The sequence below is a fragment of the Pantoea sp. SGAir0215 genome (genome assembly GCF_043543215.1).
In genome coordinates this window covers 2,861,681-2,887,567 of sequence record NZ_CP028031.1, presented here as the reverse complement: position 1 = coordinate 2,887,567, position 25,887 = coordinate 2,861,681, and the positions used below count along the sequence as shown (strand labels likewise).

The 25,887-nt window shown below is 55.4% G+C and carries 26 protein-coding genes; 14 read left to right on the top strand and 12 right to left on the bottom strand.

Translation table 11 applies throughout. From position 1 onward, the window contains the following. Nucleotides 1–204: 204 nt before the first annotated feature. The 3 genes from C1N64_RS13510 (at nt 205) to C1N64_RS13500 (ending at nt 3,306) form a co-directional block, all read left to right on the top strand. Nucleotides 205–1,791, top strand: coding sequence for a PTS transporter subunit EIIC (locus C1N64_RS13510; protein ID WP_162285777.1), 1,587 nt, complete (start codon nt 205–207; stop codon nt 1,789–1,791). Between the two features lie 227 nt (nt 1,792–2,018). Then, the gene (locus C1N64_RS13505; RefSeq protein WP_162835482.1) at nt 2,019–2,156 is read left to right on the top strand and encodes a hypothetical protein; all 138 of its coding nucleotides are present in this window, start codon (nt 2,019–2,021) and stop codon (nt 2,154–2,156) included. A gap of 253 nt (nt 2,157–2,409) precedes the next feature. Then, the gene (locus tag C1N64_RS13500; RefSeq protein WP_172912643.1) at nt 2,410–3,306 is read left to right on the top strand and encodes a LysR family transcriptional regulator; all 897 of its coding nucleotides are present in this window, start codon (nt 2,410–2,412) and stop codon (nt 3,304–3,306) included. Here C1N64_RS13500 and C1N64_RS13495 read toward each other — a convergent pair. The 8 genes from C1N64_RS13495 to pspF form a co-directional block, all read right to left on the bottom strand. Next, complete coding sequence (locus C1N64_RS13495) at nt 3,303–4,412, bottom strand: carboxymuconolactone decarboxylase family protein (RefSeq protein WP_367144014.1); 1,110 nt, start codon at nt 4,410–4,412, stop codon at nt 3,303–3,305. The genes C1N64_RS13500 and C1N64_RS13495 overlap by 4 nt on opposite strands. A 198-nt stretch (nt 4,413–4,610) precedes the next feature. Then, a complete protein-coding gene (gene fabI, locus C1N64_RS13490; protein ID WP_006119311.1) occupies nt 4,611–5,399 on the bottom strand; it encodes an enoyl-ACP reductase FabI in 789 nt (262 codons plus the stop codon). A 141-nt stretch (nt 5,400–5,540) separates the two neighbouring features. Then, complete coding sequence (gene sapF / locus C1N64_RS13485; protein ID WP_205950227.1) at nt 5,541–6,344, bottom strand: putrescine export ABC transporter ATP-binding protein SapF; 804 nt, start codon at nt 6,342–6,344, stop codon at nt 5,541–5,543. Between the two features lies 1 nt (nt 6,345). Beyond that, the gene (sapD, locus tag C1N64_RS13480) at nt 6,346–7,341 is read right to left on the bottom strand and encodes a putrescine export ABC transporter ATP-binding protein SapD (RefSeq protein WP_006119309.1); all 996 of its coding nucleotides are present in this window, start codon (nt 7,339–7,341) and stop codon (nt 6,346–6,348) included. Further along, on the bottom strand, nt 7,341–8,231 hold the full coding sequence (sapC, locus tag C1N64_RS13475; RefSeq protein WP_033741800.1) for a putrescine export ABC transporter permease SapC: 891 nt from the start codon (nt 8,229–8,231) through the stop codon (nt 7,341–7,343). The genes sapD and sapC overlap by 1 nt, the downstream gene beginning before the upstream one ends. Next, on the bottom strand, nt 8,218–9,183 hold the full coding sequence (sapB, locus tag C1N64_RS13470; protein ID WP_039340214.1) for a putrescine export ABC transporter permease SapB: 966 nt from the start codon (nt 9,181–9,183) through the stop codon (nt 8,218–8,220). The genes sapC and sapB overlap by 14 nt, the downstream gene beginning before the upstream one ends. Next, the gene (sapA, locus tag C1N64_RS13465) at nt 9,184–10,812 is read right to left on the bottom strand and encodes an ABC transporter substrate-binding protein SapA (RefSeq protein WP_375123900.1); all 1,629 of its coding nucleotides are present in this window, start codon (nt 10,810–10,812) and stop codon (nt 9,184–9,186) included. A gap of 345 nt (nt 10,813–11,157) precedes the next feature. Continuing rightward, on the bottom strand, nt 11,158–12,171 hold the full coding sequence (pspF, locus tag C1N64_RS13460; protein ID WP_033741793.1) for a phage shock protein operon transcriptional activator: 1,014 nt from the start codon (nt 12,169–12,171) through the stop codon (nt 11,158–11,160). 163 nt (nt 12,172–12,334) lie between these two features. Here pspF and pspA point away from each other — a divergent pair, with 163 nt between their 5' ends. The 7 genes from pspA (at nt 12,335) to tyrR (ending at nt 18,148) form a co-directional block, all read left to right on the top strand. Next, nucleotides 12,335–13,000 carry a phage shock protein PspA gene (gene pspA / locus C1N64_RS13455; protein WP_006119300.1) on the top strand — a complete coding sequence of 222 codons (666 nt, stop codon included), beginning with the start codon at nt 12,335–12,337 and terminating at the stop codon, nt 12,998–13,000. A 37-nt stretch (nt 13,001–13,037) separates the two neighbouring features. Continuing rightward, on the top strand, nt 13,038–13,265 hold the full coding sequence (pspB, locus tag C1N64_RS13450) for an envelope stress response membrane protein PspB (protein WP_006119299.1): 228 nt from the start codon (nt 13,038–13,040) through the stop codon (nt 13,263–13,265). Then, nucleotides 13,262–13,612, top strand: coding sequence for an envelope stress response membrane protein PspC (gene pspC, locus C1N64_RS13445; RefSeq protein WP_039340218.1), 351 nt, complete (start codon nt 13,262–13,264; stop codon nt 13,610–13,612). The genes pspB and pspC overlap by 4 nt, the downstream gene beginning before the upstream one ends. A gap of 54 nt (nt 13,613–13,666) precedes the next feature. Further along, complete coding sequence (gene pspD, locus C1N64_RS13440; RefSeq protein WP_006119296.1) at nt 13,667–13,915, top strand: phage shock protein PspD; 249 nt, start codon at nt 13,667–13,669, stop codon at nt 13,913–13,915. Continuing rightward, nucleotides 13,896–15,293: a YcjX family GTP-binding protein gene (locus C1N64_RS13435; RefSeq protein ID WP_394514885.1), complete on the top strand. Its 1,398-nt coding sequence runs from the start codon at nt 13,896–13,898 to the stop codon at nt 15,291–15,293. Before pspD ends, C1N64_RS13435 begins: the two co-directional genes overlap by 20 nt. Continuing rightward, complete coding sequence (locus C1N64_RS13430) at nt 15,290–16,351, top strand: TIGR01620 family protein (RefSeq protein ID WP_394514884.1); 1,062 nt, start codon at nt 15,290–15,292, stop codon at nt 16,349–16,351. The genes C1N64_RS13435 and C1N64_RS13430 overlap by 4 nt, the downstream gene beginning before the upstream one ends. 225 nt (nt 16,352–16,576) lie before the next feature. Next, a complete protein-coding gene (gene tyrR, locus C1N64_RS13425) occupies nt 16,577–18,148 on the top strand; it encodes a transcriptional regulator TyrR (protein WP_394514883.1) in 1,572 nt (523 codons plus the stop codon). A gap of 42 nt (nt 18,149–18,190) precedes the next feature. Here tyrR and tpx read toward each other — a convergent pair whose 3' ends face one another. After that, complete coding sequence (gene tpx, locus C1N64_RS13420) at nt 18,191–18,694, bottom strand: thiol peroxidase (protein ID WP_006119290.1); 504 nt, start codon at nt 18,692–18,694, stop codon at nt 18,191–18,193. A gap of 152 nt (nt 18,695–18,846) precedes the next feature. Here tpx and ycjG point away from each other — a divergent pair, with 152 nt between their 5' ends. Beyond that, nucleotides 18,847–19,830 carry an L-Ala-D/L-Glu epimerase gene (ycjG, locus tag C1N64_RS13415; RefSeq protein WP_058701846.1) on the top strand — a complete coding sequence of 328 codons (984 nt, stop codon included), beginning with the start codon at nt 18,847–18,849 and terminating at the stop codon, nt 19,828–19,830. On the opposite strand, the gene mpaA is transcribed toward ycjG, so the two are convergent. Next, entirely contained in the window at nt 19,805–20,512 is a 708-nt protein-coding gene (gene mpaA, locus C1N64_RS13410; protein ID WP_394514882.1) for a murein tripeptide amidase MpaA, read from the bottom strand. The two genes, ycjG and mpaA, sit on opposite strands and share 26 nt — an antisense overlap. 154 nt (nt 20,513–20,666) lie before the next feature. On the opposite strand from mpaA, the gene C1N64_RS13405 reads away from it, so the two are divergent. The 3 genes from C1N64_RS13405 to C1N64_RS13395 all read left to right on the top strand — a co-directional run bounded on the left by C1N64_RS13405 (nt 20,667) and on the right by C1N64_RS13395 (nt 23,803). Then, nucleotides 20,667–22,286, top strand: a complete 1,620-nt coding sequence (locus C1N64_RS13405) for a peptide ABC transporter substrate-binding protein (protein ID WP_375123903.1) — start codon at nt 20,667–20,669, stop codon at nt 22,284–22,286. Between the two features lie 116 nt (nt 22,287–22,402). Continuing rightward, the gene (gene zntB, locus C1N64_RS13400; RefSeq protein ID WP_006119281.1) at nt 22,403–23,386 is read left to right on the top strand and encodes a zinc transporter ZntB; all 984 of its coding nucleotides are present in this window, start codon (nt 22,403–22,405) and stop codon (nt 23,384–23,386) included. A 288-nt stretch (nt 23,387–23,674) separates the two neighbouring features. Further along, nucleotides 23,675–23,803, top strand: coding sequence for a hypothetical protein (locus C1N64_RS13395; RefSeq protein WP_255421282.1), 129 nt, complete (start codon nt 23,675–23,677; stop codon nt 23,801–23,803). 54 nt (nt 23,804–23,857) lie between these two features. Here C1N64_RS13395 and ttcA read toward each other — a convergent pair whose 3' ends face one another. Further along, nucleotides 23,858–24,793: a tRNA 2-thiocytidine(32) synthetase TtcA gene (gene ttcA, locus C1N64_RS13390; protein ID WP_205958494.1), complete on the bottom strand. Its 936-nt coding sequence runs from the start codon at nt 24,791–24,793 to the stop codon at nt 23,858–23,860. A gap of 435 nt (nt 24,794–25,228) precedes the next feature. Beyond that, a complete protein-coding gene (locus tag C1N64_RS13385; protein WP_006119272.1) occupies nt 25,229–25,885 on the bottom strand; it encodes an MgtC/SapB family protein in 657 nt (218 codons plus the stop codon). Between the last annotated feature and the right edge of the window lie 2 nt (nt 25,886–25,887).

Sequence of the window (25,887 nt, the reverse complement as noted above, 5' to 3'; positions counted from 1 at the left end):
ATCCTGATAGTGAAGATTAGTGTGCGTTCGACGACATAGCTTGTCTAATTGATTGACTTAATGGTGCGATAGGTCGCGTTTATCGTGACGGCACAACAACTGTGATGCTGTTCATATTTTACCCTTTCATAACTTCTCCGTATCAGGTGTTATCGGCACATCGCGCTAATACTTGCTGTTTATGACACAAAAAGGCGCGAAACCATGAAACACCTGACCAGCCAGATTCATGCATTTGGCAAGGCGTTGATGATGCCCATTTCGGTGATCGCGGCAGCCGGTATTTTTCTGGGGCTGGCCGCAGCCATGCAGAATCCCGCAGTGACGGGGGAAGCCTTTGCGCAAATGCAGGTGGCGCAGCTCATTATCGGTTTTATTCGCAAAGTCGCAGGGGCGCTGTTTGCCAATCTGCCCCTGTTCTTTGCCGTCGCCAGTGCGATTGGTCTGGCAAAAGCCGAGAAACCGACCGCCGCCTTTGCGGCGGTGATTGGCTATATCGCCATGAACGTGGGGATTAATGCGACGCTGGCCGCAAAAGGCATAACGGCGGCCACCACGACGCCTCAGGCGCTGCAACAGGCGGGACTGGATCAAACGACCGCCATGATGACCTCGGCGGAATATATCCAGATGCTGGGGATTTTTACCTACAACATGAGCGTGCTGGGCGGCGTGGTGGCCGGCCTGCTCACCGTAATGTTGCACAATCGTTTTTATACGCAGCAACTTCCTACAGCGATCAGCTTCTTTGGCGGCCGACGTTTTGTGCCCATTGTCACCGTCGTGGTTCTGCCGCTGGTAGGTGTATTGCTGGCGCTGATCTGGCCAACTCTTGGAGAGGGCATCGCCTGGGTGGGGCAGATGATTGGCCACAGTGGTCAGTACGGTGCATTTCTGCTGGGGGCGGCTGAACGCCTGCTGATTCCCACCGGGCTGCACCATATTCTCAATGAAACGGTCCGCTTTACGCCGATTGGCGGTATGGCGGTTGTGGACGGACAGACCATTGTCGGCGCATTGAATATTTTCAATGCCTCGCTGACACATCCTGGCCTCATCCCAGATGCCACGCTGCGAACGGCTACCCAGTTCCTGGCGCAGGGAAAAATACCGGTGATGATGTTCGGGCTGCCTGCTGCAGCACTGGCGATCTATCACACCGCACGTCCGGAGCATAAACAACGCGTGAAAGCGCTGGTGCTGGCCGGCGCGCTGACCTCCTTTACCACCGGGATCACCGAACCCCTGGAGTTCTGCTTTATTTTTGTGTCGCCCGTGCTTTATGTGTTGCATGCGTTTTTGACCGGCCTTTCATTTATGTTGATGTCAATGCTGCATCTGATGATTGGCAACGTGCAGGGCGGCATTATCGACCTGGTGGTCTTCGGTGTGCTGGGTGGCAGTAAAACCCACTGGTGGTGGACGCTGGTGCTTGGCGTGATCTACGCACCGATCTATTACTACGGGTTCCGTTTTGTCATTACCCGCATGAATGTCGAAACACCGGGACGGGAAACCGAGGAGGAAAAACCGCAGGTCGTTGATGGCAGTGAACGCACTCAGGTCATTATCAGTGGATTGGGTGGGGCTGCCAATATAGAGGACATCGATTGCTGCTTCACGCGCTTACGGGTGCGGGTAAAAGATATGAAAGAGGTGGTGGATCACACCCTGATGAGTACGGGCGCGAATGGCGTGAATCGCGTCAGTGAGCAGGATGTTCAGGTGATTTACGGTCCTCAGGTCGAAAAGATTGCGCAGGAAGTGAAATCGATGCTTGGCGTCGGCTGACGGCGGCCTCACTGGGCGCAGCAGGTGCGCCCTCCCTGTCTGACATATTACAGCATTCCGTTCCGTTCTAAGCTCCGTTTTTATCCGTTCCCCTCACGTTCACGATTAACACAAAAATATAAGCAATGCTTTATGTTTCATTTTGTGATCTGTGCTTGAATTTTACCGGTAACACTCTATGGTAAGAGGTGGAAAGTGCAATACACGCAATTAACAGGGGGTTATTTATGGCGAAAAACAGGTTAGTTAAAGTCGTTGAAATATCGGCAATTGTTGTTTTCACACTTGTCGTGATCTATTTACTGGCGACGGGCGTACTGTCGTCAACGGGCATTGATCACGCCTGGCCTTATCCAACGAAGTAACAACGGGCAACATCAGGGAAAACACCATAAAAAATAATAATTCTGCCAGCCTGACCTGAAAGAGTCCGGCCTGTTGCGCGCCCATTACGCCTTTCGTCTCGCCCCCAAAAGTATCTCCTGTCAGCCGGACACTCGGGCTGTATTACTGCACTCTGCCTGTGCCAGAGTCCTGAACGCACACTGACTGGCATTCTGTTGCGCCCTCGGCACATAATAGACGTTCAACTGAGCGACGTTATGGCGGGCACAAAAAATCGACATTAAGCAACTCATCTACCTCTGCAACCTCGAACGCGAACGCCATTTTGGCCGTGCCGCTGAGGCGAGTTTTGTCAGCCAGCCTACCTTATCAATGCGGTTAAAAAATCTGGAACGCGAACTGGGGTTATCCCTGATCAACCGCAGCAATAACTTTGCCGGATTCACGCCAGAAGGGGATCGGGTGCTGGCCTGGGCGCGGGAAATCGTCTCCGTTTATCAGGGGCTGAAGCTGGAAGTCGAGTCACTGAAACACGGCGTTAACGGCACATTGCGGCTGGGTGTGGTACCGCAGTGCAGCGTGTCGCTGGCCCAGCTGCTCAAAGCGGTTCAGATGCGCTATCCACAACTCGATTACCGGATTGCCGTCCTGAGCGCCGACCAGCTGCTGGAGGCGCTGAACAGTCATACGGTCGATGTCGGGATTGGTTTTTTTGAAATGGCGACGCTGCGTGAACTGCATTTTCAGGCCGCGTTGCTGGCGGACCGTGGCGTTGAAGCAGTGTTTCATCCCGGACATTTTCAGCACTTAGGCGAGGTTGAAAGCCTGGATCTGCCAACGCTGGCCCGTCAGCCGCTGTGTCTGGCTGAACCCACGCGCTATTTTCGTCGCTATCTGGATATGGCGTTGCGGGAGATGTCGCTGATGCCGCGCGTGGTGGTAGAAAGCGCCTCCATTATGCAACTGCTGCAGTGTACGCAGGTCGGGTTGGGCGTACTGGTTTCGCCACGCGGTCATCTGCTGCCCGCGTCTTTACACGGACTGGAACAGCGACCTGTCATAATGCCAAAGATGGCGCGCCAGGCGGCCCTGGTGGTCGCTGAACCGGGTCGGGCAACGCCGCTGGCACAGCACTTCTATGACGAAGCGCGCAGTCATCTGGATCTTTAGCGCGCCTCACCACAGGCATAAAATAAACGGCTGTTCCAGTTTGCCCGCGCGATGGCCTGGATAAGCGCGAACTGATCGGCAACGGACCAGCCGGATTCTTGCAATGGCTGGAGATCGGCGGCGCAAAAACGTTCTGGCTGGCGGGTCAGCAGGGCGGTTAACGCGCTGACCGCCCGGTCAGCGTCGGTCAGGTTAGCATTATCAACGGTGCCAGCCTGGCCGCTACAGGGCGTTAACGACGGTGGACGCCAGCGATTTCCCAGCAGGCTGGCCGCTGTAGCCTCAACCCGGGCGGTGAAGACCGTCTCCTCCTGATGATTCAACCTGTACCAATGCTCTAATAACGCCGGTGCGTGCGCCAGCAACCAGAGGGCGTCCTCTGGCGCAGACGATGTCTGGCATTGCGCCACGGCCTTATGCTGCGCCTCGCTGGCATAGCGGGGCTCAAGCGGTTTCAGGACTGGCTGCCAGACGCCGGGGGCATCGGTGGCTGGCGCATCCGGTGCAGGTGACATGCCGGGGATCCAGCGTACCGGCATGTTCAGCAGAGCATGAATACCGGCGATCAGGCGTGCCTGGTAACAGACAAAGCCGACCAACTGATTAAGCGTGACAATATCGGCTTCGCTCAGACCTGCGGCGTGAAGGGCGCGCACACTGTCGGCAGTAATCAGAGTGGGTTGCATGGCCAGCAGTCGGGCGTACTGGGTAATTTGTGTCAGGCGGTTATTGCTCTCGCGCGACGAGTCAGGGCCAGGCAGAGGATTGAGTCTTGCAGAGTAGTGATTGCAGAGCCGCTGAATGCCCGTAACCTGCGCCACGGTCAGCGCGCTGCTTAACCGATCGTAAAGCGTCAGCGTATGGGTCAGCGTAACGTCAACCTGGTCGGGAAACAGCAGGTCAACAATCTCATGAGCAATCTGAATGGCGGGTTGTCCGGCCTGCAACAACGGCTGAACAGAAGAGGTTTCCTGCGCTAACCCCAACAAGAACCGATCGTCGATATGCGCTGCTTCAGGAAAAAGCGGGGCAGCCGGAACGGTACGCGGACAGGTCTGGCTCTCGTAAAACCAGTGATCCTGGCCAGTATAGCGGCGTTGTTGCATCATCAGTCCTTTTGCAAAATCTGATGCGGCACATGCGGGACAGAGTCAGTGAACCGGTCGCAGGCCGCAGGGCTGACTTATCCTCGCCCACGGGCAGGGTACGGCAAAAGACCGATCGGTGATAATTAATAGCAATAAGGAATAACGAGGGCGCGGGCGGGGAAGGACAGGGCGAGCAGCGCTCGCCCATGAGGAAACTTATTTCAGTTCCAGTTCGTTCATCGCGGCGATGCTGAAACCGCCGTCGACGTGAACGATTTCGCCGGTGATACCACCCGCCAGATCGGAACACAGGAAGGCCGCAGAGTTACCCACGTCTTCGATGGTCACGGTACGGCGAATCGGGGTTACCGCTTCACAGTGAGCCAGCATCTTACGGAAATCTTTGATGCCTGAAGCCGCCAGCGTACGGATTGGACCGGCAGAAACGGCGTTCACACGCACGCCTTCTGGTCCCATGGCATTGGCCATGTAACGTACGTTTGCTTCCAGAGACGCTTTTGCCAGGCCCATTACGTTGTAGTTAGGGATAGCGCGCTCTGCACCCAGGTAGGACAGCGTCAGCAGCGCTGAGTTGGGATTCAGCATCGCACGGCACTCTTTAGCCATGGCAACAAAGCTGTAGGCACTGATGTCGTGCGCAATTTTGAAACCTTCGCGGGTTACGGCATTCACGTAATCGCCATCCAGCTGGTCGCCTGGGGCAAAACCAATTGAGTGAACGAAACCGTCAAATTTCGGCCAGGTTTTTGCCAGCTCAGCGAACAGGGACTGGATGCTTTCATCTTCTGCAACATCACATGGCAGTACGATGTCAGAACCCAAATCTTTGGCGAACTCTTCCACACGACCTTTCAGTTTGTCGTTTTGGTAGGTGAAAGCCAGTTCTGCGCCCTGTTTGTGCATCGCCTGTGCAATACCGTAGGCGATGGAAAGTTTACTGGCAACACCAGTAATCAGAATGCGCTTACCGGAAAGAAAACCCATAGCTGTAATCCTTATGGTCATGGTAGTTGGCGGTCGCGTTGTTTAAATAATAGACGACCGACGTTAATCGACGTGCGGATTCTAGCACGTCTGCCTTAAATCAGGAAAACTGCGCACAGTTTTCCACAAAACCCCGAAAAATCAACGCTCGCGTCGCCACGCTTCGGCCGTTAACGCTTCGCCGAAATGGCTGTTGATCAGACGTTTGGTCAGATCATGCAGCGGAGAAGCCAGCACGTCGGCCGTCCCGCCGCGTTCCACGACTTCGCCCTGATGCATGACCAACACTTTGTCGCTGATATGCTTCATCATCCCTAAATGTTGCGTCACGTAGATGTAGGCAATGCCGTGTTTTTCCTGCAGCTCCAGCATCAGGTTGACCAACTGTGAGCGCATGGTCATATCCAGTGAGGCAAGCGCTTCATCAGCAATAATCACTTTGGGTTGCAGAATTAATGCCCGCGCCAGGCCCAGACGCTGTTTTTGGCCTGGTGCCAGCATATGCGGATAATAACCGGCATGGTCGCGCAGTAATCCCACCTGACGCAGCGTGGCAATGATGCGCTTCTCGCGCGCCTCGGCGTCAAGATCGGTATTCAGGCGCAGCGGCAGCTCCAGAATCTGACTGACGCGCTGCCGGGGATTAAGCGACGTAGAAGGATCCTGGAAAATCATACGGATGCGCTGGCTACGGTAGCCATAATCCCCAAAGCTCAGCGCATGATCGTCAATAATGATTTCCCCCTCAGTTGGGGCAACAGTGCCGCTGAGCATTTTTGCCAGCGTTGATTTGCCGGAGCCATTTTCGCCGATGATCGCCAGCGTCTGCTTCTCCCGCAGCGTGAAGCTCACGGACTTCACCGCCTCGACATGCTGACGGCGAAACAGACCGGTACGATAACGAAACGTTTTGCTGAGATTGCGCACTTCCAGTAGCGTTTCCATGCTATTGGCCCTCCACGTTGAGCGGAAAATGGCAGGCATAGAGATGCGAACGGGAGCCCGTCAGCCGTGGCGTTTCCACACATTTACGCTGTGCATACGGGCAGCGCGGCCCAAGACGGCAGCCAATGGGCAGGCTTTCGAGCGATGGAATCGCGCCGGATAAGGTATTCAGGCGGCTCTTGTGAGGAAGCGGTCGGCCAAAGTCTGGCATCGCACGAATCAGCGCCTGGGTATACGGATGGTGCGGCGTGGTCATCAGGTCTTCACTCTGCGCCGTTTCCACGGTTTGTCCGCAGTACATAACGTTGATCCTGTCAGCCCAGTGACTCAGGGTACGCAGGTCATGGCTGATCAGCAGAATCGTGGTGTTGTTGTTCTGATTCAGACGGCTCAACAGGCGAAAGATCTGCGCCTGCGTCGTCGGCTCCATGGCGTTGGTCGGCTCGTCGGCAATCAGCAGGCGCGGCTGATTCGCCAGTGCGATGGCAATCATCACTTTCTGACACTCGCCCTCGGTGAGTTCGTAGGGAAAGCTGCGCATGATGTCTTTGTGATCTTTAATACCGACGCGGTGCAGCAGCTCAATGGCGCGGTTTTTTCGCCAGAACCAAAAGCGCTTCATCCACGGTCCTTTGTACGTCCAGCGCGGAATCGCCTGCATCAACTGACGGCCGACACTTTCCGAGGGATCAAGACAGGACTGCGGTTCCTGGAAAATCATCGACACATTGTGACCTACGATGCGGCGACGCTCACGCGGCGACAAACGCAGCAAATCCACGTCATCAAAGACCATACGGTCTGCGGTGACGCGCCAGTTGTCGTTGGTCACGCCACAAATCGCCTTGGCAACCAGACTTTTGCCCGAGCCCGACTCACCCACCAGACCGCGAATTTCGCCTTCAGTCAGTGATAAATTGATGCGGTCTACCGCTTTGACCGGCCCGTCAGCGGTCATAAATTCAATCGTCAGATTACGAATATCCAGTAACGGCATTATTCCACTCCTGCCTCGACGGCCCGACGAATGCCGTCACCGAGCAGATTAACCATTAACACGCTGACCATCAGCGCGGCACCGGGAAGCATGACAGTCCAGGGCGCAACATACACCAGCTCCAGCGAATCACCCAGCATCGCGCCCCACTCAGGCGAGGGCAACTGCGCGCCGAGGTCAAGAAAACCCAGTGCGGCGATATCGAGAATAGCCATCGACAGCGCGCGCGTAATTTCACTGATCAGCATAGGCAAAACGTTAGGCAAAATGGCGTGCCACAAAATATTGATGCTGGTGGCGCCATCCAGGCGAGCCGCAATCACATACTCTTTTTCCAGTTCGTCATGAACGGCGCTGTAGATTTCGCGCACCAGGCGCGGCATCAGCGCCAGCCACACGGCCAGTAATGCGTGCTCCAGGCGCGGCCCCAGAAACGCCACTACGATAATGGCCAGCAAGAGTGAGGGAATGGACAGCAGCGTATCCAGGACATGATTCAGCACCGCAGAACGCACACCGTGCGTCATGCCCGCCACAATCCCCAGCACCAGCGCCCAGAAGGTGGCAAACAGCGTGACGAGAATGGCCGATCCAACCGTGGGGGCCACGCCGTTCAGCAGGCGGCTCAGTAAATCACGCCCCAGATCGTCCGTCCCGAGAAAAAAGGAAACCTCACCGTAGCGCGACCAGGAGGGCGGTAGCAGTTGATAACCCAGAAATTGCTGGTCGATGTTGTAAGGGGCCAGAAAATGGCCGAACAGACACAGCAGCAGCAGTGTGCCAAAGCCGTACAGGCCAATCATCGCCGGCATATCGCCATAAAAATGGTGCCAGCTCTGGCGAAACGCACTGGGCAGGCGTTTTTCGGCGTAGATGTTATCGGACGGCATACCATTCCTTATGTTTCAGCGGATTCAGCGCCGCGCCAACGATGTCAGCGAGCACATTCACCACAATCACCAGTCCACCGGTCACCATTACGCCTGCTGAGATGGCCGCATAGTCCTGCTGACGGATGGCGTTAATCAGCCAGCGCCCCAGACCAGGCCAGTTAAAAACCATCTCCGTAATCATCGCCAGCGTTAACATGCTGGAGAACTGTAAACCCAGGCGCGGAATGACAGGCGGAAGGGCGTTATGCAGCACATGACGGCGAATAACGGTAAAGCGCGAGAGCCCGCGGGTCGCCGCAGCTTTAACATAGTTTTTATCGACGACATCGCTGGTGCTGATGCGCAGTAAACGCACAATCTCAGTGGTCGGGGCCATCGCCAGCACGGTCACCGGTAAAATCAGGTGCATCAGCACGCTGATCATCATTTCATGCCGCCACGGTGAGGGGCTGAGCCAGGCATCGATTAAAGCAAAACCGGTTATGTTCTGGACCGGATAGAGCAGATCATAGCGACCGGAAACCGGCAACCAGCCCAGCGTTAACGAGAAAAACAGGGTAAACAGCAGGGCGAGCCAGAAGACGGGGATCGAAAAACCAAGCAAGGCAAACGCGCTGATAACTTTGTCCTGCCATTTATGACGCAGGGCACCCGCACAAATCCCCAGCGGAATGCCGACGATTAAGGCAAGCGTAAAGGCCATCAGGCACAGCTCCATGGTGGCCGGAAAGACCTCGCGCAGTTGCAGGCCAATTTCCTGACCATTGGTGCTGGATACGCCAAAATCCAGTTGCAGCATGCCTTTAAACCAAAACCACCAGGCATCGAACAGTGAGGCGCCTTCGAGCGGGGCATTCGGTGTGAAGTAGCTCAGGCTGAAACTCACCAGCGAGAGAAAAAACAGCGTAATCACCAGTAACACCAGCCGACGCAAAATATAAATGATCACTTATCGATCCTCCCGCTCATCACGATAAACGCCAGCAAAGGAAGCGTTACCAAACGGACTCAGTACCAGGCCTCTAATATCATGCCGGTAGGCTTGCAGGCGCAAGGATGAAGCCAGCGGCAGGACGGGCAGTTCCTGAGCTAAAATTTGCTGAGCTTTATCATAGCTCTCAATGCGTCCGGACAGCTGTTGCGACAGCAGAGCATTTTTCAGCGTGCTGTCAAACGCAGGCGAGCACCAGTGCGCATAGTTGGTCTGTGAGGCAATCGCCGCGCAGCTCAGCAGGGGACGAAAGAAACTGTCAGGATCGTTACTGTCGGTTGCCCAGCCTGCCAGGGTCAGGTCGTGGTTCATCGCCATCAACTGTGCTTCCTGAAAACGGCCTTCAACCGGCACGATAGTGACGTTAACGCCAATTTGTGCCAGATCGGCCTGAATCAGTTCTGCCGTTTTCAGCGGCGCTGGGTTCCAGGACTGCGAGGCGGCAGGCACCACCAGACGCAGGTGAAGATCGGTCACGCCCGCCGCTTCCAGCGCAGCCCTGGCCTTTTTCGGATCGTAGGCGGTGATGCTGGCATCCGTATCGTAAGCCCAGGAGGCACGCGGCAAAATCGAGGCCGCAGTTTCTGCCGTGCCGTAATAAATCGACTCCATCAGGCGTTCATTATTAATGGCCAGCGCCAGCGCGTGACGCACTTTCGGTCTGTCGAGCGGGGGTTTTCGCGTGTTGAAGGCCAGATAGGCGATGTTCATACCGGGCCGCAATGTCATACGCAGCCGGGGATCGTCGCGCAGAATGGAAATCTGGCTGGCGGCAGGATAGGCCAGCACATCGCACTCACCGGTCAGCAGTTTCGATAACCGGCCGGTGCCGCCCGCGCCAAGATCAATCACCACCTGTTGCAGGCGCGGTACGCCTTTCCAGTAGTAGGGATTGCGGGCCAGGCGAATATATTGCCCACTGCGGTATTCACTCAGCTGAAACGGGCCGGTGCCCACAGGTAACCGATCCAGCGTTTCCTGATGACCTGTTTTGTCCAGGCTGTCTGCGTATTCCTTCGAGAGGATGGGCGCATAGTGGGTTGCCATGTGCCAGAGAAACGACGCATCAGGGCTGTTCAGGCGAATTTCGACCGTATAGTTATCGATCTTTTTCACGCTCTGCACGGCGTCAGCGAACTGCAGGCTGTCGAAATAGGGATAATAGCCGCCATTAACGTCATGCCAGGGATGTTTACGGTCAAACATGCGCGCAAAGCTAAAGACCACATCGTCGGCATTCAACGTGCGGGTAGGCGTAAAGTTTGAGGTGTGCTGAAACTGCACACCGTGACGCAAGTGAAAGCGATAGGTCGCGCCGTTATCACGTACATCCCAGCTGTCGGCCAGGTCAGCCTGTAAACGATAGGTATAAGGATCGACATCAAGCAGGCGGTCATAGAGCTGCGCCGCCAGTGTGTCCACCGTTAAACCACTACTGGCCATCTGCGGGTTAAACGTGTTTAGCGTCCCGTTGACGCAATAGACAAAGCCGCTTTGACGAATATCCGTGGCAGGTGCGGGCGCGGACCACACAGGTGCGCTCAACACGCTGAGACTCAGCAACAGCGAAGGCATTAGTTTTAACATAGAACTCAACGATTCTCGGGCATTGGGCAAAGTGTATCGCAAAGCGCGCGTGGTCCCAACTCTGCGTCATCGATTGCCGACGATTCGTACAGCAGGTGTAAACGATCCGCGCAAAAAGGCGCAGCGTTGGTGTGGAGATGAGAAAAATTCTCAATAACACTTTACAGATGCAAACAGGAATGATTATTATTCAGTTGCACTTCGACGGGGCTCTACCGAAGAAGAGCACGACATTGCTCACATTGCTTCCAGTTGCCCGCTTCGGCGGGCCCTTTTTTTACCCGCCTGATTGCATTACAGCATGCCCCGGCACGTTGTCAGCTTCTGTACGTATATAAAAGCCCGCTAATGTTGTCCGTCGCGCGCCTGAATACCGTGTTTTTTCATGATGGCACGGAGTTGATGATAGGTGACGCCCAGTAAGCTGGCCGCCCGGCGCTGATTATACTTTGCCTGTTGCAGGCTGATTTCCACCACGTCACGTTCCTGCTGGTTCTGCCACTGGCGCAGATCAAGCGGAAGTGAAGGCAGGGCGGTTGGCGACTCGGTAGCAGGCAAGGGGGCGGCCCTGTCTGCGGCTTCACTGCGGCGGGCAAACGGGTTAATGATGATTTCATCCAGCGCGGTATCGCTGGTGTTATGGCGATAGACGGATCGTTCGACCACGTTTTTCAGCTCGCGCACGTTGCCCGGCCAGTGATGCTCAAGCAAGGTTTGCTGTGCGCGGGGCGTAAAGCCGGGAAACAACGGCAGTTTGAGCTCCCGACACATCTGTATGGCAAAATGGTCAGCCATGACCAGAATGTCGCTGCGGCGCTCCCGAAGCGGCGGCAACTGCACCACATCAAAGGCCAGGCGATCCAGCAGATCGGCCCGAAACTTACCGGCTTCGGCCAGCGCGGGTAAATCTTCATTGGTGGCGCAGATCAGGCGCACATTAACCTGAAAAACGTGGTTTCCGCCCACGCGTTCCAGTTGGCCGTATTCAATTACCCGCAACAGTTTTTCCTGAACCAGCATGGGGGCTGTCGCCAGTTCATCAAGAAACAAGGTGCCACCATCCGCGCGCTCAAAGCGGCCCAGATGACGTTTTTGCGCACCGGTAAAGGCACCTGCCTCATGGCCAAAAAGCTCAGAATCAAGCAGATTCTCGTTCAGCGCCGCACAGTTAAGAGAGACAAAAGGGCCCTGCCAGCGGTCAGAAAGGTAGTGCAGACGGCTGGCAATCAGCTCTTTACCTGTCCCGCGTTCGCCCACCACCAGCACAGGCTTCTCCAGCGGCGCGAGCTTTGACACCTGCTCCAGCACTTCCAGAAAGTTATTTGATTCGCCCAGCAAATTGTCGTTGTTCACAGACATGATGAATTTCGCCACTGATTAATCAATTTAACTATATTAGGTCAGGAAAAAAAAACTGCCAGCTTATTATCGTAATTAAAATCAATAAGATAAAAATTGGCACGCATCTTGAATTAGTCCTCGCCAACAAGCTAAAACTATGACCATCAAGAGGAGCATCATTATGGGTATTTTTTCTCGTTTCGCTGACATCGTTAATGCCAACATCAATTCACTGCTGGAACGCGCAGAGGATCCGCAGAAACTGGTGCGCCTGATGATTCAGGAGATGGAAGATACGCTGGTCGAGGTGCGTTCGACGTCAGCCCGCGCGCTGGCCGAAAAGAAACAGCTGTCACGCCGTATCGAGCAGGCTGAGCTGCAGCAGGCTGAATGGCAGGAAAAAGCAGAACTGGCGATTCGCAAAGATAAAGAAGATCTGGCCCGTTCTGCGCTTATCGAAAAACAGAAGCTGACCGATCTGATCGCCTCGCTCAAACGCGAAGTCGAACAGGTTGACGAAACGCTGACGCGCATGAAAGGTGAGATTGCTGAGCTGGAGAAAAAACTGAGCGAAACCCGCGCGCGCCAGCAGGCGTTGACGCTGCGCCATCAGGCCGCCTCGTCATCCCGTGATGTCCGCCGTCAGCTGGACAGTGGTAAAATTGATGAAGCCATGGCGCGTTTCGAATCGTTTGAACGCCGAATCGATCATATGGAAGCGGAAGCGGAGAGCCACGGTTTTGGTAAACCTAAAACCCTGGATCAGCAGTTTACTGAGCTGAAAGCCGATGACGAAATCAGTCAGCAACTGAATGCGCTGAAAGCCAAAATGAACCGCAGCGAATAAACCGCCGCTGACAGTAGGAAAGGATTAAGGAGAGTCAATGAGCGCACTATTTTTGGCGATACCTCTTACAATATTTGTGCTGTTCGTGGCCCCCGTCTGGCTGTGGTTACACTACAGTAACAAGCGCAGCGGCGGAGCGGAGCTGTCACAGAGTCAGATGCAGCGTCTGCAACAGGTGACCCGGGATGCTCAGCGCATGCGCGAACGCATTGATGCGTTAGAAGCGATCCTGGATGCAGAACATCCTAACTGGAGGCAGCCATGATAAGAGGCCGTAAATTATGGCGTAAGCCTGACGAAGGAAAGCTGATGGGCGTCTGTGCCGGGCTGGCTGAGTATCTGGATGTGCCGGTGCGGCTGCTGCGTATCATTGTGGTGTTATCGCTGTTCTTTGGGCTGTTTGTGTTTACCGTGATTGCCTACTTTGCGCTGGGTTTTGTGCTGGACGTAAAACCTGCTGGCGTCGACAACGGTGAAGCTCAGCCCACAGCCAGCGAACTGCTTGACCAACTGGAAACCGCACTGCAACAGGATGAGCGTAATGTTCGCGATATAGAACGTTACGTCACCTCTGAAACGTTTAGTGTGCGCAGTCGTTTCCGTCAGATTTAATTATCGTCTGCTACGGGCCAGACCGGCCCGTCTGCTGATGACCGGGAGGTATTCATGACCGTTTCGCGCGCAGCAACGTTTCGCCATCGTGCCACACCTGCATTGAAGTCAGCCGCCAGATTCATCATTATCAATGCTGTTACTTACGGGCCTGCCGGCGTGACCGGCTGGGCCGTCAAATCGGTCGCGCGCCGTCCACTGCGCATTTTGCTTGGCCTGGCGCTTGAGCCGCTATTGAAACGCGTGATGAACCGGGTAGCGTCGCGCTTCATCAGGGAAAACGATGAAAAGACTGCAAACTGAACTGATAGCATTAATGAATCGCGGCGTCGACCGCCACCTTCGCCTGGCGGTCACCGGTCTCAGCCGCAGTGGTAAAACAGCTTTTATCACCTCGCTGGTCAACCAACTTCTTTCTGTCCACAGCGGCGCTCGTTTGCCGCTGTTTTCCGTTGTGCGTGATGAACGCCTGTTAGGGGTGAAACGCGTGCCGCAACGTGACATGGGCACGGCCCGTTTCACCTATGACGAAGGGCTGGCGCAGCTTTACGGTTCACCGCCTGCCTGGCCCACGCCCACGCGTGGCGTCAGCGAAATGCGCCTGGCGTTACGTTACCGTCCGCATGACTCGCTGCTGCGTCATCTGAAAGAGACCGCCACGCTCTATCTTGAAATCGTTGATTACCCCGGCGAATGGTTGCTTGATCTGCCGATGCTGGCACAGGATTACCTGACCTGGTCACGCCAGATGAACGGCTTGTTGCAGGGCGATCGCGCCCTGTGGGCGCAACCCTGGCGCGACCTGTGTCAGCGCCTCGATCCGCTGGCACCGGCTGACGAGAACCGTTTAGCCGACATTGCCGAGGCCTGGACTGACTACCTGCATCGCTGCAAAGCCGAAGGATTACACTTTATCCAGCCAGGCCGCTTCGTGCTGCCCGGCGATATGGCGGGCGCGCCCGCACTCCAGTTTTTTCCGTGTCCTACTGCTGACGATGCCCAGGCGGCGAAACTGGCGCAGGCGGACAAAGGCAGCAATTTCGCCATGCTGCAACAGCGGTTTCATTACTACTGCCAGCATGTTGTTAAAGGATTCTATAAAAACCATTTTGTGCGCTTTGACCGCCAGATTGTGCTGGTGGACTGCCTGCAACCGCTCAACAGCGGCCCGCAGGCCTTTAACGATATGCGGTTAGCCCTCACGCAGCTTATGCAGAGTTTTCACTACGGTCAGCGCACGCTGTTTCGCCGTCTCTTTTCGCCGGTGATCGATAAGCTGCTGTTCGCCGCCACCAAAGCCGATCACATTACTCACGACCAGCACGGCAATATGGTGTCCCTGTTACAGCAACTGGTGCAGGATGCCTGGCAAAATGCCGCGTTTGAAGGTATCAGCATGGACTGTATTGGTCTGGCTTCGGTACAGGCGACACAGAGTGGACAGGTTGATCATCAGGGTGAAAAAATCCCCGCGTTGCGCGGGCACCGCTTAGCGGATGGCGAGGCACTGACGGTCTATCCGGGTGAAGTTCCCCCGCGCCTGCCGGGGGCGGCGTTCTGGCAACAACAGGGTTTTCAGTTTGAGCAGTTTCGCCCACAGCAACTGGATATCGATCGTCCTCTGCCGCACATCCGCATGGATGCGGCACTGGAGTTTTTACTGGGAGATAAATTGCGATGAGCGATCCGTTAAAGCCGCGTATTGATTTTGCCACGCCGCTGAACGACAAGCCGAATGACGTGTTGCGTCCGGCGCAAACCTTCGACGCGGAAGCCCGGAACGCGTTTTTAGCCGTTGCAGAAAGCGAGACGGCGGTGGAAGAGGAAAGCGCAGGGGAGCGCGCCGTCGAAGCGGCCCTGAAACCCAAACGCAGTTTGTGGCGCAACATGGTCGGTGCCGGGCTGGGCCTGTTTGGGATCAGCATCGTGGCGCAGGGTGTGCAGTGGAGCCACAACGCCTGGCTGGCGCATGACTGGTTTGCGCTGGGCAGCGGGATGGCCGGGGGACTGATCGTGGCCGCGGGTGTCGGCGCGTTAACCGGCGAGTGGCGACGACTGTATCAGCTGCGTCAGCGTGCAGAAGAGCGCGATCTGGGTCGGGAACTGCTTAACAGCCACAGCGTGGGTAAAGGGCGGGATTTTTGCGAAAAACTGGCTCGCCAGGCCGAACTCGATCAGGCGCATCCTGCGTTACAACGCTGGCATGCTTCGCTCCATGAAACCCATAATGACGGTGAAACCGTGCGGTTGTATGCCCAACTGGTGCAGCCGGTGCTCGATCGCCAGGCCCGGCGGGAAATCAGTCGTCATGCCGCAGAATCCGCCCTGATGATTGCGGTGAGTCCGTTGGCGCTGGTCGATATGGCCTTTATTGCCTGGCGCAATATCAGGCTGGTCAACCGTATTGCCGCTATTTACGGTATTGAACTGGGCTACTTTAGCCGACTGCGCCTGTTCCGGCTGGTGCTGCTGAATATGGCATTTGCCGGCGCGTCTGAGCTGGTGCGTGAAGTGGGCATGGACTGGATGTCGCAGGATATCGCGGCGCGCCTGTCCGCCCGTGCCGCGCAGGGCATTGGCGCAGGCCTGCTGACCGCACGTCTTGGCATTAAAGCTATGGAGCTGTGTCGGCCGTTACCCTGGCTGGAAAACGACAAACCCCGCCTGGGCGACTACCGTCGTGAATTGATAGGCCAGATAAAAGAAGCGCTGCAGAAGGGCGGAGAGAAACGCCAGTAACGGTTGTGCACTGAAACGTGAGTGCAGAGGCTGTGCCTTCTGTGCTTTATCTCCTGACAACGTTGAGCGAATGTCACCGTCAGGGCTCTCCCGCCATCGCCACAGCCTGCTGTTTAAAAAAAACGCGCTTGCATAAAGGCTGTCAACTTTTCCTGACAGCCCCCTTTCTGCGGCGTAGGGGTTTAGCGTATTATCGCCGGATAATAAACGGATAAGGCCCACGCAATGCGTTTAGAAGTGTTTTGTCAGGACCGAATCGGCCTGGCGCGCGAATTACTGGATCTTTTGGTAGCGCGCGGAATCGATCTTCGCGGCATCGAAGTGGCCTCATCAGGCCGCATCTATCTTAATTTCTCCACGCTTGAGTTTGAGCAGTTTAGTAACCTGATGGCAGAAATCCGTCGCACGCCGGGCGTAACGGATGTTCGCACGGTGCCCTATATGCCTTCAGAGCGTGAGCATCGGGTACTGAGCGCCTTGCTGGTTGCCATGCCCGAGCCGGTTTTTTCTGTTGATCTCAGAAGCAAGGTAGAACTGGCCAACCCGGCCGCGCAAAACCTGTTTAATCTGGATGAGAACAAGATCCGCAATGTGAATGCCGACCACCTGATCAACGGTTTTAATTTTGGCCGCTGGCTGGAAAGCGAACGTGTCCAGGCGCAGGCGCAGCATGTGGTCATTGAAGGGCGCGATTTTCTGATGGAAGCCCATCCCATCTATCTGTCTGCCGACAGCGAACAGCAGGATCAGCTGGTAGGTGCGATGGTAATGCTGAAGTCCACCGCCAGGATGGGGCGCCAGTTACAAAACCTGGTGGTGACGGACGAAGCGGAGTTCGATCATATCGTCGCCGTGACGCCCAAAATGCGTCAGGTGGTGGAGCAGGCACGTAAACTGGCAATGCATGATGCACCATTACTGATTATTGGTGATACCGGCACCGGTAAAGATATGCTGGCCCGTGCCTGCCATTTACGCAGTGCGCGTGGAAAAATGCCGTTTCTGGCACTTAACTGCGCTTCACTTCCCGATGATGTGGCGGAAAGTGAGCTGTTTGGTCACGCGGCGGGCGCGTATCCCAATGCGCTGGAAGGCAAAAAGGGCTTTTTCGAACAGGCCAATGGCGGCTCGGTACTGCTTGATGAAATTGGCGAAATGTCGCCCACGATGCAGACCAAGCTGCTGCGCTTCCTGAATGACGGCACCTTCCGTCGCGTTGGGGAAGAGCATGAAGTGCATGTCAACGTGCGCGTCATTTGCGCCACGCAGAAGAATTTATTCGAACTGGTGCAGCGTGGCGAGTTCCGGGAAGACTTGTTCTATCGCCTTAACGTCCTGACGCTTAACCTGCCGCCGCTGCGCGAGCGTGTGCAGGACATCATGCCGCTGACGGAAATGTTTGTGGCGCGTTTTGCCGATGAACAGGGGATTCCCCGACCACGCCTTTCTTCGCAGCTCAACGCGTTTCTGGTGCGTTACAACTGGCCGGGCAATGTGCGCCAGTTGAAAAACGCGCTGTATCGGGCGCTGACCCAGCTCGAAGGCCACGAATTGCGCCCTCAGGACATCGTACTGCCGGAACAGGCGCTTGATGTGTCGCTGGGAGAAGAGGCGATGGAAGGGACGCTGGATCAGATTACCAGCCGCTTTGAACGTTCCATCCTCACGCGTTTGTATCTTTCTTATCCCAGTACGCGAAAACTGGCAAAACGGCTTGGCGTTTCGCACACGGCGATTGCCAATAAGTTGCGGGAATACGGGTTAGGGCAGAAACGCGGGGACAGCGACGGCGAATAACAACACAGCGGATAAGCGGGCGCTTATCCGCTGTGTCCCGTCTTATTTCAGTGCGGCAAGCGCAGCATCATAATCCGGCTCGGTGGTGATCTCATTCACCAGCTGGCTGTACAGCACGTTGTCATGCTCATCCAGCACGATGACGGCACGCGCGGTCAGGCCCTGCAGGGCACCGTCAGCAATTTCCACCCCGTAATCCTGTTTGAACTCGCCACCGCGCAGCGTGGACAGCGTGACCACGTTATTCAGGTTATCTGCGCCGCAAAAGCGCGACTGAGCAAACGGCAGATCGGCTGAAATGCATAACACCACGGTATTATTCAGTTCGCCCGCCAGTTGGTTAAATTTACGTACCGAAGACGCACACACGCCAGTATCGACGCTGGGAAAAATATTCAGAATCTTGCGTTTTCCTGCATACTCAGAGAGTGAGACATTCGCGAGGTTTTTGGCCACCAGCGTAAAAGGTTTTGCGCTATCGCCGGGCTGCGGAAACTGGCCAGCAACCGCTACCGGGTTGCCCTGAAAGTGAACAGTCTGAGACATACGAATTCCTTCTAATGATGTTATCTGACAAAAAAATAGGGCATCAGTACAGATATAGCCTTTGTTTATGACATAAATTTTAAGGGTTTACGAGTGTAATTGTTGCCTGAATTTAAATGACAGTGATGAATCGCTGACAACAAGGAGCGCTAATGAGGACGGTAAAATGTTATCCCGAAGCCTGGCCGTTGCATACGCCGTTTGTCATCGCGCGCGGCAGCCGCACTGAAGCCAAAGTCGTGGTGGTGGAAATTGAAGAAAACGGAGTAAAAGGCACGGGAGAAGCCACGCCTTATACGCGCTATGGCGAAAGCGAAGCGCTGGTGCTGGAGCACATCGCGACGGTGATGCCCCAGCTTCAGCAGGGCCTGACCCGCGAGGCACTGCAAACGCTGTTGCCCGCAGGGGCCGCCCGGAACGCCATTGACTGCGCGCTGTGGGATCTGGCCGCCCGGCAGCAGCACCGCACGCTGGAGCAGGTCGTCGGCATTGCACCGATCGCGTCAGTGATCACCGCACAAACGGTCAGCATTGATACACCAGAGGCGATGGCCAGCAGTGCCCAGGCACTGTGGCAGCATGGCGCAACGCTGCTCAAAATTAAAATGGACAACAACTTTATCACCGAGCGCCTGATGGCGATCCGTGCGGCGGTGCCCGACGCCACGTTAATCGTGGATGCGAATGAGTCATGGCACGCTGAAGGCCTGGCGGCACGCTGCCAGCTGCTAGCCGATCTGGAAATCGCTATGCTGGAACAGCCGTTACCGGCTGGAGAAGACGAGGCGCTGGCAAATTTTATTCACCCTTTACCCATCTGTGCCGATGAAAGTTGCCACACGCGGGAAAGCCTGCCCGCGCTGCATGGGCGCTACGACATGGTGAATATCAAGCTTGATAAAGCCGGTGGGCTGACGGAAGCGCTGGCGCTGGCACAGGCTGCGCGCGATCAGGGCTTTACGCTGATGTTGGGCTGCATGATCTGTACGTCCCGGGCGATTCGCGCCGCCTTGCCGCTGGTACCTATGGTGCGCTTTGCCGATTTGGATGGTGCCACCTGGCTGGCTGTCGATGTCGAGCCCGCCCTGAAGGTACAGAACGGAGCATTAATCACGGCTGCCAGCGCAGCAGATTAACCATCACCTCCAGCCACGTTTCCGTCGCCTCATCTACCGCAATGACGGGCATCTCTGCGGTCACGCACGGCAGACTCAGGTCGTGACACCAACTGCCAAAGGAGCCGGGCGTGGCATAGCCCACGCTGCTGACGCGCGGCAAACCCGTCTGCGCGGCCAGCCAGGCACCGACCTCGGCGTGATGCGGATCTTCGATACAGGCCAGCGGCTCATGCCAGGAAACCACCCAGGCCGGTTTTAGCTGATGAATCAGGCTGCATAATGCCTGGGTTTCCGGCTCTGAGGCGGGATGTGCCCCTGTCGAAAGCGTCACATCCCGCGCGTCTGCCGCGCTGTTCCAGCGGTACACCGTTTCACCTGACTGCCAGTTAGCCGCCGGGAAGTTACGGTTCAGGTCAACGCCATTAGCATTCGCCCGCAGCCCCAGCTGGCAGCCATCGGGATTGACCGCCAGAACAACGTGATGACGGCGCAGGCCGTCAGGCAGGGTGCGCAGCGCCGCAGAAAGGGCCGCAATCGCGGCGTTTTCATCACCGTGCGTGCCAGCCAGAATCAGTCCACTGTTGCTGTCAGTCTGATTGGCGGGAAACCAGAGCAGCGGGGCACCCAGAACGGAACGCCCGTATTGCTGCCAGGAAATAGCCAGTTTTCCGCGCTGTGAGCGGGGATGCATTGACGGCATAGTGACATTCTCCAGAGGGTTTCCTTAAAAGTAGCGGAAAAGCCGCCGGGGGAAAATAGCTATTTATCAATCAGCAATTTGCGATAAAGTGGCCGGTAACAGGCTGACTCAGTGAGACGCTGATGCAGCACTTCTTTATCGTAAAGGGGTGAACATGATTATTCGCTTTTCTCCAACGCTAACCGCCCTGAGTCTGCTTAGCGCCACCTTACCCGTTTTTGCCGCAGAGGTGCCCGCAGGCGCGCAGCTCGCCGCAAAACAAGAGATTGTCCGTCACATCAAAGATGAGCCTGCGTCATTTGACCCGGCTAAAGCCGTGGGACTGCCCGAAATCCAGGTGATGCGCGATCTCTACGAAGGGCTCACCAGCCAGGATGCTCACGGGAAAATTGTGCCGGGCGTGGCACAAAGCTGGAGCAGCAGTGATAACAAAGTCTGGATTTTCACCCTGCGCAATAATGCACGCTGGTCTGATGGCGAGCCCGTCACTGCACAGGATTTTGTCTACAGCTGGCAGCGCGTAGTGGATCCTAAAACCAGTTCGTCTCAGGCCTCTTTTGTCGCGCTCAGTGGTTTAAGTGAGGCGGACGCTATCACTAAAGGGACGACAACACCGGACAAACTGGGCGTCACCGCGCTGGATAAACACCGCCTGAAAGTGACGCTCTCGCGCCCGGTGCCCTGGTTTCCGGCCATGGTGTCTAATGTGGCTTTCTATCCCGTCCCGCAACGCGTGATTGAGAAAGAGGGCGATCAGTGGACACAGCCCGGCAAGCTGGTCGGAAACGGCGCTTACCAACTTGACAGCCGAGTGGTTAACGAAAAAATCGTACTGGTGCGTAATCCCCGCTACTGGGATAACGCGCACTCCGTGTTAACTAAAGTGACCTTTTTGCCCATCAACGAAGAATCCAGCGCCACCAAGCGCTACCGCGCGGGCGATGTGGACATTACCGAATCGTTTCCTAAAAACATGTATGCCCTGCTGAAAAAGACGCTGCCGGGGCAGGTTTATACGCCGGATCAACTCGGAACCTACTATTACGCGTTTAATACGCAGCAGGGCCCTACGGCCGATGCGCGCGTTCGCAAAGCGCTGTCATGGAGTATCGATCGCCAGGTTATCGCGGACAAAGTCTTGGGCACGGGTGAAAAACCGGCCTGGCACTTTACACCAGATGTGACCGCCGGATTTAAACCGCTGCCTGCCTTGCAGCAACAGCATAATCAACAAGAGATGGACGCGCAGGCCAGAGCGTTGCTGGCGGCGGCAGGATACGGGCCGGCGAAACCCCTGAAGCTGACGCTGCTGTATAATACGTCTGAAAGCCACCAGAAGATTGCCATTGCGGTTGCATCCATGTGGAAGAAGAATCTTGGCGTGGACGTGAAGCTGGAAAATCAGGAGTGGAAAACCTATATCGACAGCCGAAACTCTGGACGCTTTGACGTCATCCGCGCCTCCTGGGTGGGGGACTACAATGAGCCGTCGACCTTTTTAACTCTGCTGACATCCGGCAACAGCAGTAATATCCCGCGCTTCAAAAATGCCGAATATGATGCCGTGATCGCCAAGGCGAGCATGGAAACCAGTGACCAGGCCCGCAATGCAGATTACAACCGGGCCGAACAAATCATTGCGGAACAGGCCCCCATCGCGCCCATTTACCAGTACACCAATGGTCGCCTGATCAAGCCGTGGGTGAAAGGCTATCCAATCACCAACCCGGAAGACGTCGCCTACAGCCGTGAACTGTGGATTGAGAAACACTGATCTAAGGCGGCCTGCCTTGGGCCGACTTCTGACATCTTTGTACACAGGCTCAGGATTGCAACTCAACACCGCCACGCTAGACTGTATCGTATTGATTTTGATAGCGGGGTAACGGTGTGGACGGTGTGAAAGGAAAATCGCTTCAGGTAACAGATGCCATCATTTCCTGCCAGTTGGATGGAAAGGGCGGCATGATACCGATTGATGAAACCCAGGTGCTGCACGATGAGCATCCCTGCTGGCTGCATCTCAATTATACCCATCCCCGCAGCGCTGAATGGCTGCAATCCACGCCTCAGATCCCGGATGCCGTGCGTGATGCGCTGGCCGGTGAAAGCATGCGGCCTCGCGTGTCCCGGTTGGGGGACGGTTTTATGATTGTCCTGCGCAGCGTGAACCATAACAGCGATGCGCGCCCTGACCAGTTAGTGGCAATGCGGGTGTTTATTAATGATCAGCTCATTGTGTCCACCCGGCGACGTAAAGTGTTTGCCGTGGATGAAGTGCTGACCGATCTCGAAAACGGTAACGGCCCGGTCAACTGTGGCAGCTGGCTGGTCGAGGTCTGCGATGCGTTAACCGGTCACACCAGCGAATTTATCGAAGACCTGCATGACAAAATCATTGAGCTCGAAGATGCCTTACTGGACCAACGCATTCCCCCGCGGGGTGAACTGGGTCTGCTGCGCAAACAGCTGATTGTGATGCGCCGTTACATGGCTCCACAGCGTGATGTTTTTGCCCGGCTCGCCAGTGAGAAACTGCCCTGGATGGACGACAGTGAGCGCCGCCGCATGCAGGAGATTGCCGACCGGCTGGGGCGCGGCCTGGACGATCTGGACGCGGGCGTAGCCAGAACGGCCGTGCTGGCCGATGAAGTCGCCTCGGTAATGGCCGAATCCATGAATCGCCGCACCTATACGATGTCGCTGATGGCGATGATTTTTCTGCCCGCTACCTTTTTAACCGGGCTGTTTGGTGTCAACCTGGGCGGCATTCCCGGCGGCGGATGGCGCTACGGCTTCAGCGTGTTCTGTATTTTACTGGTCATACTGGCGTTAGGCGTGGCGGGGTATTTACGTAAGCGGCGTTGGCTTTGACAGACAAAGCCTGTGAATTGCCTTAGTGACAGAGGGCTTAACAGAAGTAAAGCTGATCGACATCAATACCTGCCGGAGGCAACTGACGCAAACTCTCTCCCGCAGGTGAATGCAACGTCAAGCGATGGGCGTTGCGCTCCATATTGTCTTACTTCCTTTTTTTGAATAACTGCATAGTACAGTTGATTCGACCTACGCCGGCCTTGTTGCCGGCTTTTTTTTTACCTGCTGGCTGAAAGGCCTAATCTTTCCTAAGCTTAATGTTCATTCGCTACAGAGGAGCACGGTATGAAGGCGATACATAACAGCGAGCCGATTCCAACCGATCCGCCCCCCATTCCTCAGCCGCAACCCGATCCGCCACCGGATCCGGAGTTTCCGCCGATAATGGACCCGCCGCCTCACCGCAACGTATAAAAAAAGGGCATGCGTTTACGCGCATGCCCTTTACCTTTAATGTATTCAGCAGCGTTATTTAATTTCTAAAACATCAAGGCGTTCACTGACATCGGGTGCATCGTCTTCATCGCTGCGCCAGCCAACCGGATTCACCGGCAGGGTTTCGCGATCGAAAGCGAGATCGCCGCCATCCACCACCGCATCCCCGTGCTTAATGCCTTTGAAATCAAACAGATTCACGTCGGCCATGTGTGACGGCACGACGTTCTGCATCGCGCTGAACATGGTTTCAATCCGGCCCGGATAGCGTTTATCCCAGTCGCGCAGCATATCTGCCACCACCTGACGCTGCAGGTTAGGCTGCGAACCACACAGGTTACACGGGATAATCGGGAACTGACGCGCTTCGGAGAAACGAATGATATCTTTCTCGCGGCAGTAGGCCAGTGGACGAATGACAATGTGTTTCCCGTCATCGCTCATCAGCTTCGGTGGCATGCCTTTCATCTTGCCGCCGTAGAACATATTTAAAAACAGCGTTTGCAGGATGTCATCGCGATGGTGGCCCAGCGCAATTTTGGTACAGCCCAGCTCTGTGGCTGTGCGGTACAAAATGCCACGACGCAGACGCGAGCACAGCGAGCAGGTGGTTTTGCCCTCTGGAATCTTCTCTTTAACGATAGAGTAGGTGTCTTCCTCGACAATTTTGTACTCAACACCTTGCGCCTCAAGATATTCCGGCAGGATGTGCCCCGGAAAGCCGGGTTGCTTCTGATCAAGATTGACTGCCACCAGACTGAAACTCACCGGCGCGCTCTTCTGCAGGCTACGCAGGATCTCCAGCATGGTATAGCTGTCTTTACCACCAGACAGGCAAACCATGATGCGGTCGCCTTCTTCGATCATATTAAAATCGGCAATGGCCTCGCCTACGTGACGACGCAAACGCTTCTGGAGCTTGTTGAGGTTGTATTGTTCTTTCTTGTTAATTTCTTGATTTTGCAGCATTACGTCGCTTCTCAATAATCAAAGGGGCACATTTGAGCCTGTTGCCGTGCCCCCTGATTTGCTTTTATGACAGGTTATCACCCGCCGAAGATTGTCAGCAGGCAAAGTATGCCGCGTATGGTACGGATTACGCGTGCAATTTCCAATATCAATTATCGTTAAGCATAAACCTGATGGTGACTGACCACGATATTTTGCCTTCCGTCTTATTTTTGCCAACTGCACTGGCAAGAGAGATAAGATGAAAAGCAGAGAATAAACACGGTCAGATAAAGGCGTTATTCACGCCGACAATAAGCCGCAATGAAAGCAGAAATGAAGATCTCATGGTGAGGGTAAGAATATGTCTACTGTCGGGTGGGATTTATCCCGCCCGACAAGAACGTGCATCTACGCTTTTATCGTGCGGAAGCGGCACAACGCAGCATCCATGTCCTACATCATCTCCAGCGACTGCACGCCCTTTACTTCCATGATTTTGTCATACAGATGCGCATCGCTGGATTTCCGGGAGAGGGTAACCTGAACGCTTAATTCACATAAACCGCTTTCCTCGTCCCGGTTAATGACCGAAATATTGCCATAGCGGATGCCTTCGCGTTGCATGACCAACAGCACCAGCGGCACGCTTTTCGCCTTGAGATAAACAATTAACGTATGGTGTTTACCAATCAGTAAATGACTCAAACGGCGGAAAACCTCGAGCACCACCAGAGCCAGCACGGTGCCGTAAATGCCGATTTCATACATGCCGCTCCCGATGACCAGGCCGATTGCGGCGGTAACCCAAAGCCCGGCTGCCGTCGTCAGGCCTTTAACCACCTGTTTCTGGATCAGAATCGTTCCGGCACCCAGAAAACCCATGCCGCTGACAACCTGTGCCGCGACGCGGCTGGGATCGAGTGCAACGTGATCCTTCATCAACATGTCGGCAAAGCCATATTTAGACACCAGCATAAACATCGCACTGCCAATCCCGACCAGAATATGAGTACGTAATCCGGCTTCTTTGGCACGCATCTGACGCTCCAGGCCAATCAGACCGCCCAGAATGCCCGCCAGCGCGATACGAATCAGCATATCCATTAACATTC

Coding starts and splice junctions, on each gene's coding strand:
- sapF (WP_205950227.1), bottom strand. CDS start 6,344: ATGGAAACGCTACTGGAAGTGCGCAATCTCAGCAAAACGTTTCGTTAT.
- C1N64_RS13395 (WP_255421282.1), top strand. CDS start 23,675: ATGAAGGCGATACATAACAGCGAGCCGATTCCAACCGATCCGCCCCCC.
- C1N64_RS13435 (WP_394514885.1), top strand. CDS start 13,896: ATGAAAAGACTGCAAACTGAACTGATAGCATTAATGAATCGCGGCGTC.
- C1N64_RS13495 (WP_367144014.1), bottom strand. CDS start 4,412: ATGCAACAACGCCGCTATACTGGCCAGGATCACTGGTTTTACGAGAGC.
- C1N64_RS13430 (WP_394514884.1), top strand. CDS start 15,290: ATGAGCGATCCGTTAAAGCCGCGTATTGATTTTGCCACGCCGCTGAAC.
- pspC (WP_039340218.1), top strand. CDS start 13,262: ATGATAAGAGGCCGTAAATTATGGCGTAAGCCTGACGAAGGAAAGCTG.
- tyrR (WP_394514883.1), top strand. CDS start 16,577: ATGCGTTTAGAAGTGTTTTGTCAGGACCGAATCGGCCTGGCGCGCGAA.
- mpaA (WP_394514882.1), bottom strand. CDS start 20,512: ATGCCGTCAATGCATCCCCGCTCACAGCGCGGAAAACTGGCTATTTCC.
- pspA (WP_006119300.1), top strand. CDS start 12,335: ATGGGTATTTTTTCTCGTTTCGCTGACATCGTTAATGCCAACATCAAT.
- pspD (WP_006119296.1), top strand. CDS start 13,667: ATGACCGTTTCGCGCGCAGCAACGTTTCGCCATCGTGCCACACCTGCA.
- ttcA (WP_205958494.1), bottom strand. CDS start 24,793: ATGCTGCAAAATCAAGAAATTAACAAGAAAGAACAATACAACCTCAAC.
- sapC (WP_033741800.1), bottom strand. CDS start 8,231: ATGCCGTCCGATAACATCTACGCCGAAAAACGCCTGCCCAGTGCGTTT.
- tpx (WP_006119290.1), bottom strand. CDS start 18,694: ATGTCTCAGACTGTTCACTTTCAGGGCAACCCGGTAGCGGTTGCTGGC.
- sapD (WP_006119309.1), bottom strand. CDS start 7,341: ATGCCGTTACTGGATATTCGTAATCTGACGATTGAATTTATGACCGCT.
- sapA (WP_375123900.1), bottom strand. CDS start 10,812: ATGTTAAAACTAATGCCTTCGCTGTTGCTGAGTCTCAGCGTGTTGAGC.
- ycjG (WP_058701846.1), top strand. CDS start 18,847: ATGAGGACGGTAAAATGTTATCCCGAAGCCTGGCCGTTGCATACGCCG.
- C1N64_RS13405 (WP_375123903.1), top strand. CDS start 20,667: ATGATTATTCGCTTTTCTCCAACGCTAACCGCCCTGAGTCTGCTTAGC.
- pspB (WP_006119299.1), top strand. CDS start 13,038: ATGAGCGCACTATTTTTGGCGATACCTCTTACAATATTTGTGCTGTTC.
- C1N64_RS13510 (WP_162285777.1), top strand. CDS start 205: ATGAAACACCTGACCAGCCAGATTCATGCATTTGGCAAGGCGTTGATG.
- C1N64_RS13505 (WP_162835482.1), top strand. CDS start 2,019: ATGGCGAAAAACAGGTTAGTTAAAGTCGTTGAAATATCGGCAATTGTT.
- pspF (WP_033741793.1), bottom strand. CDS start 12,171: ATGTCTGTGAACAACGACAATTTGCTGGGCGAATCAAATAACTTTCTG.
- C1N64_RS13385 (WP_006119272.1), bottom strand. CDS start 25,885: ATGTTAATGGATATGCTGATTCGTATCGCGCTGGCGGGCATTCTGGGC.
- fabI (WP_006119311.1), bottom strand. CDS start 5,399: ATGGGTTTTCTTTCCGGTAAGCGCATTCTGATTACTGGTGTTGCCAGT.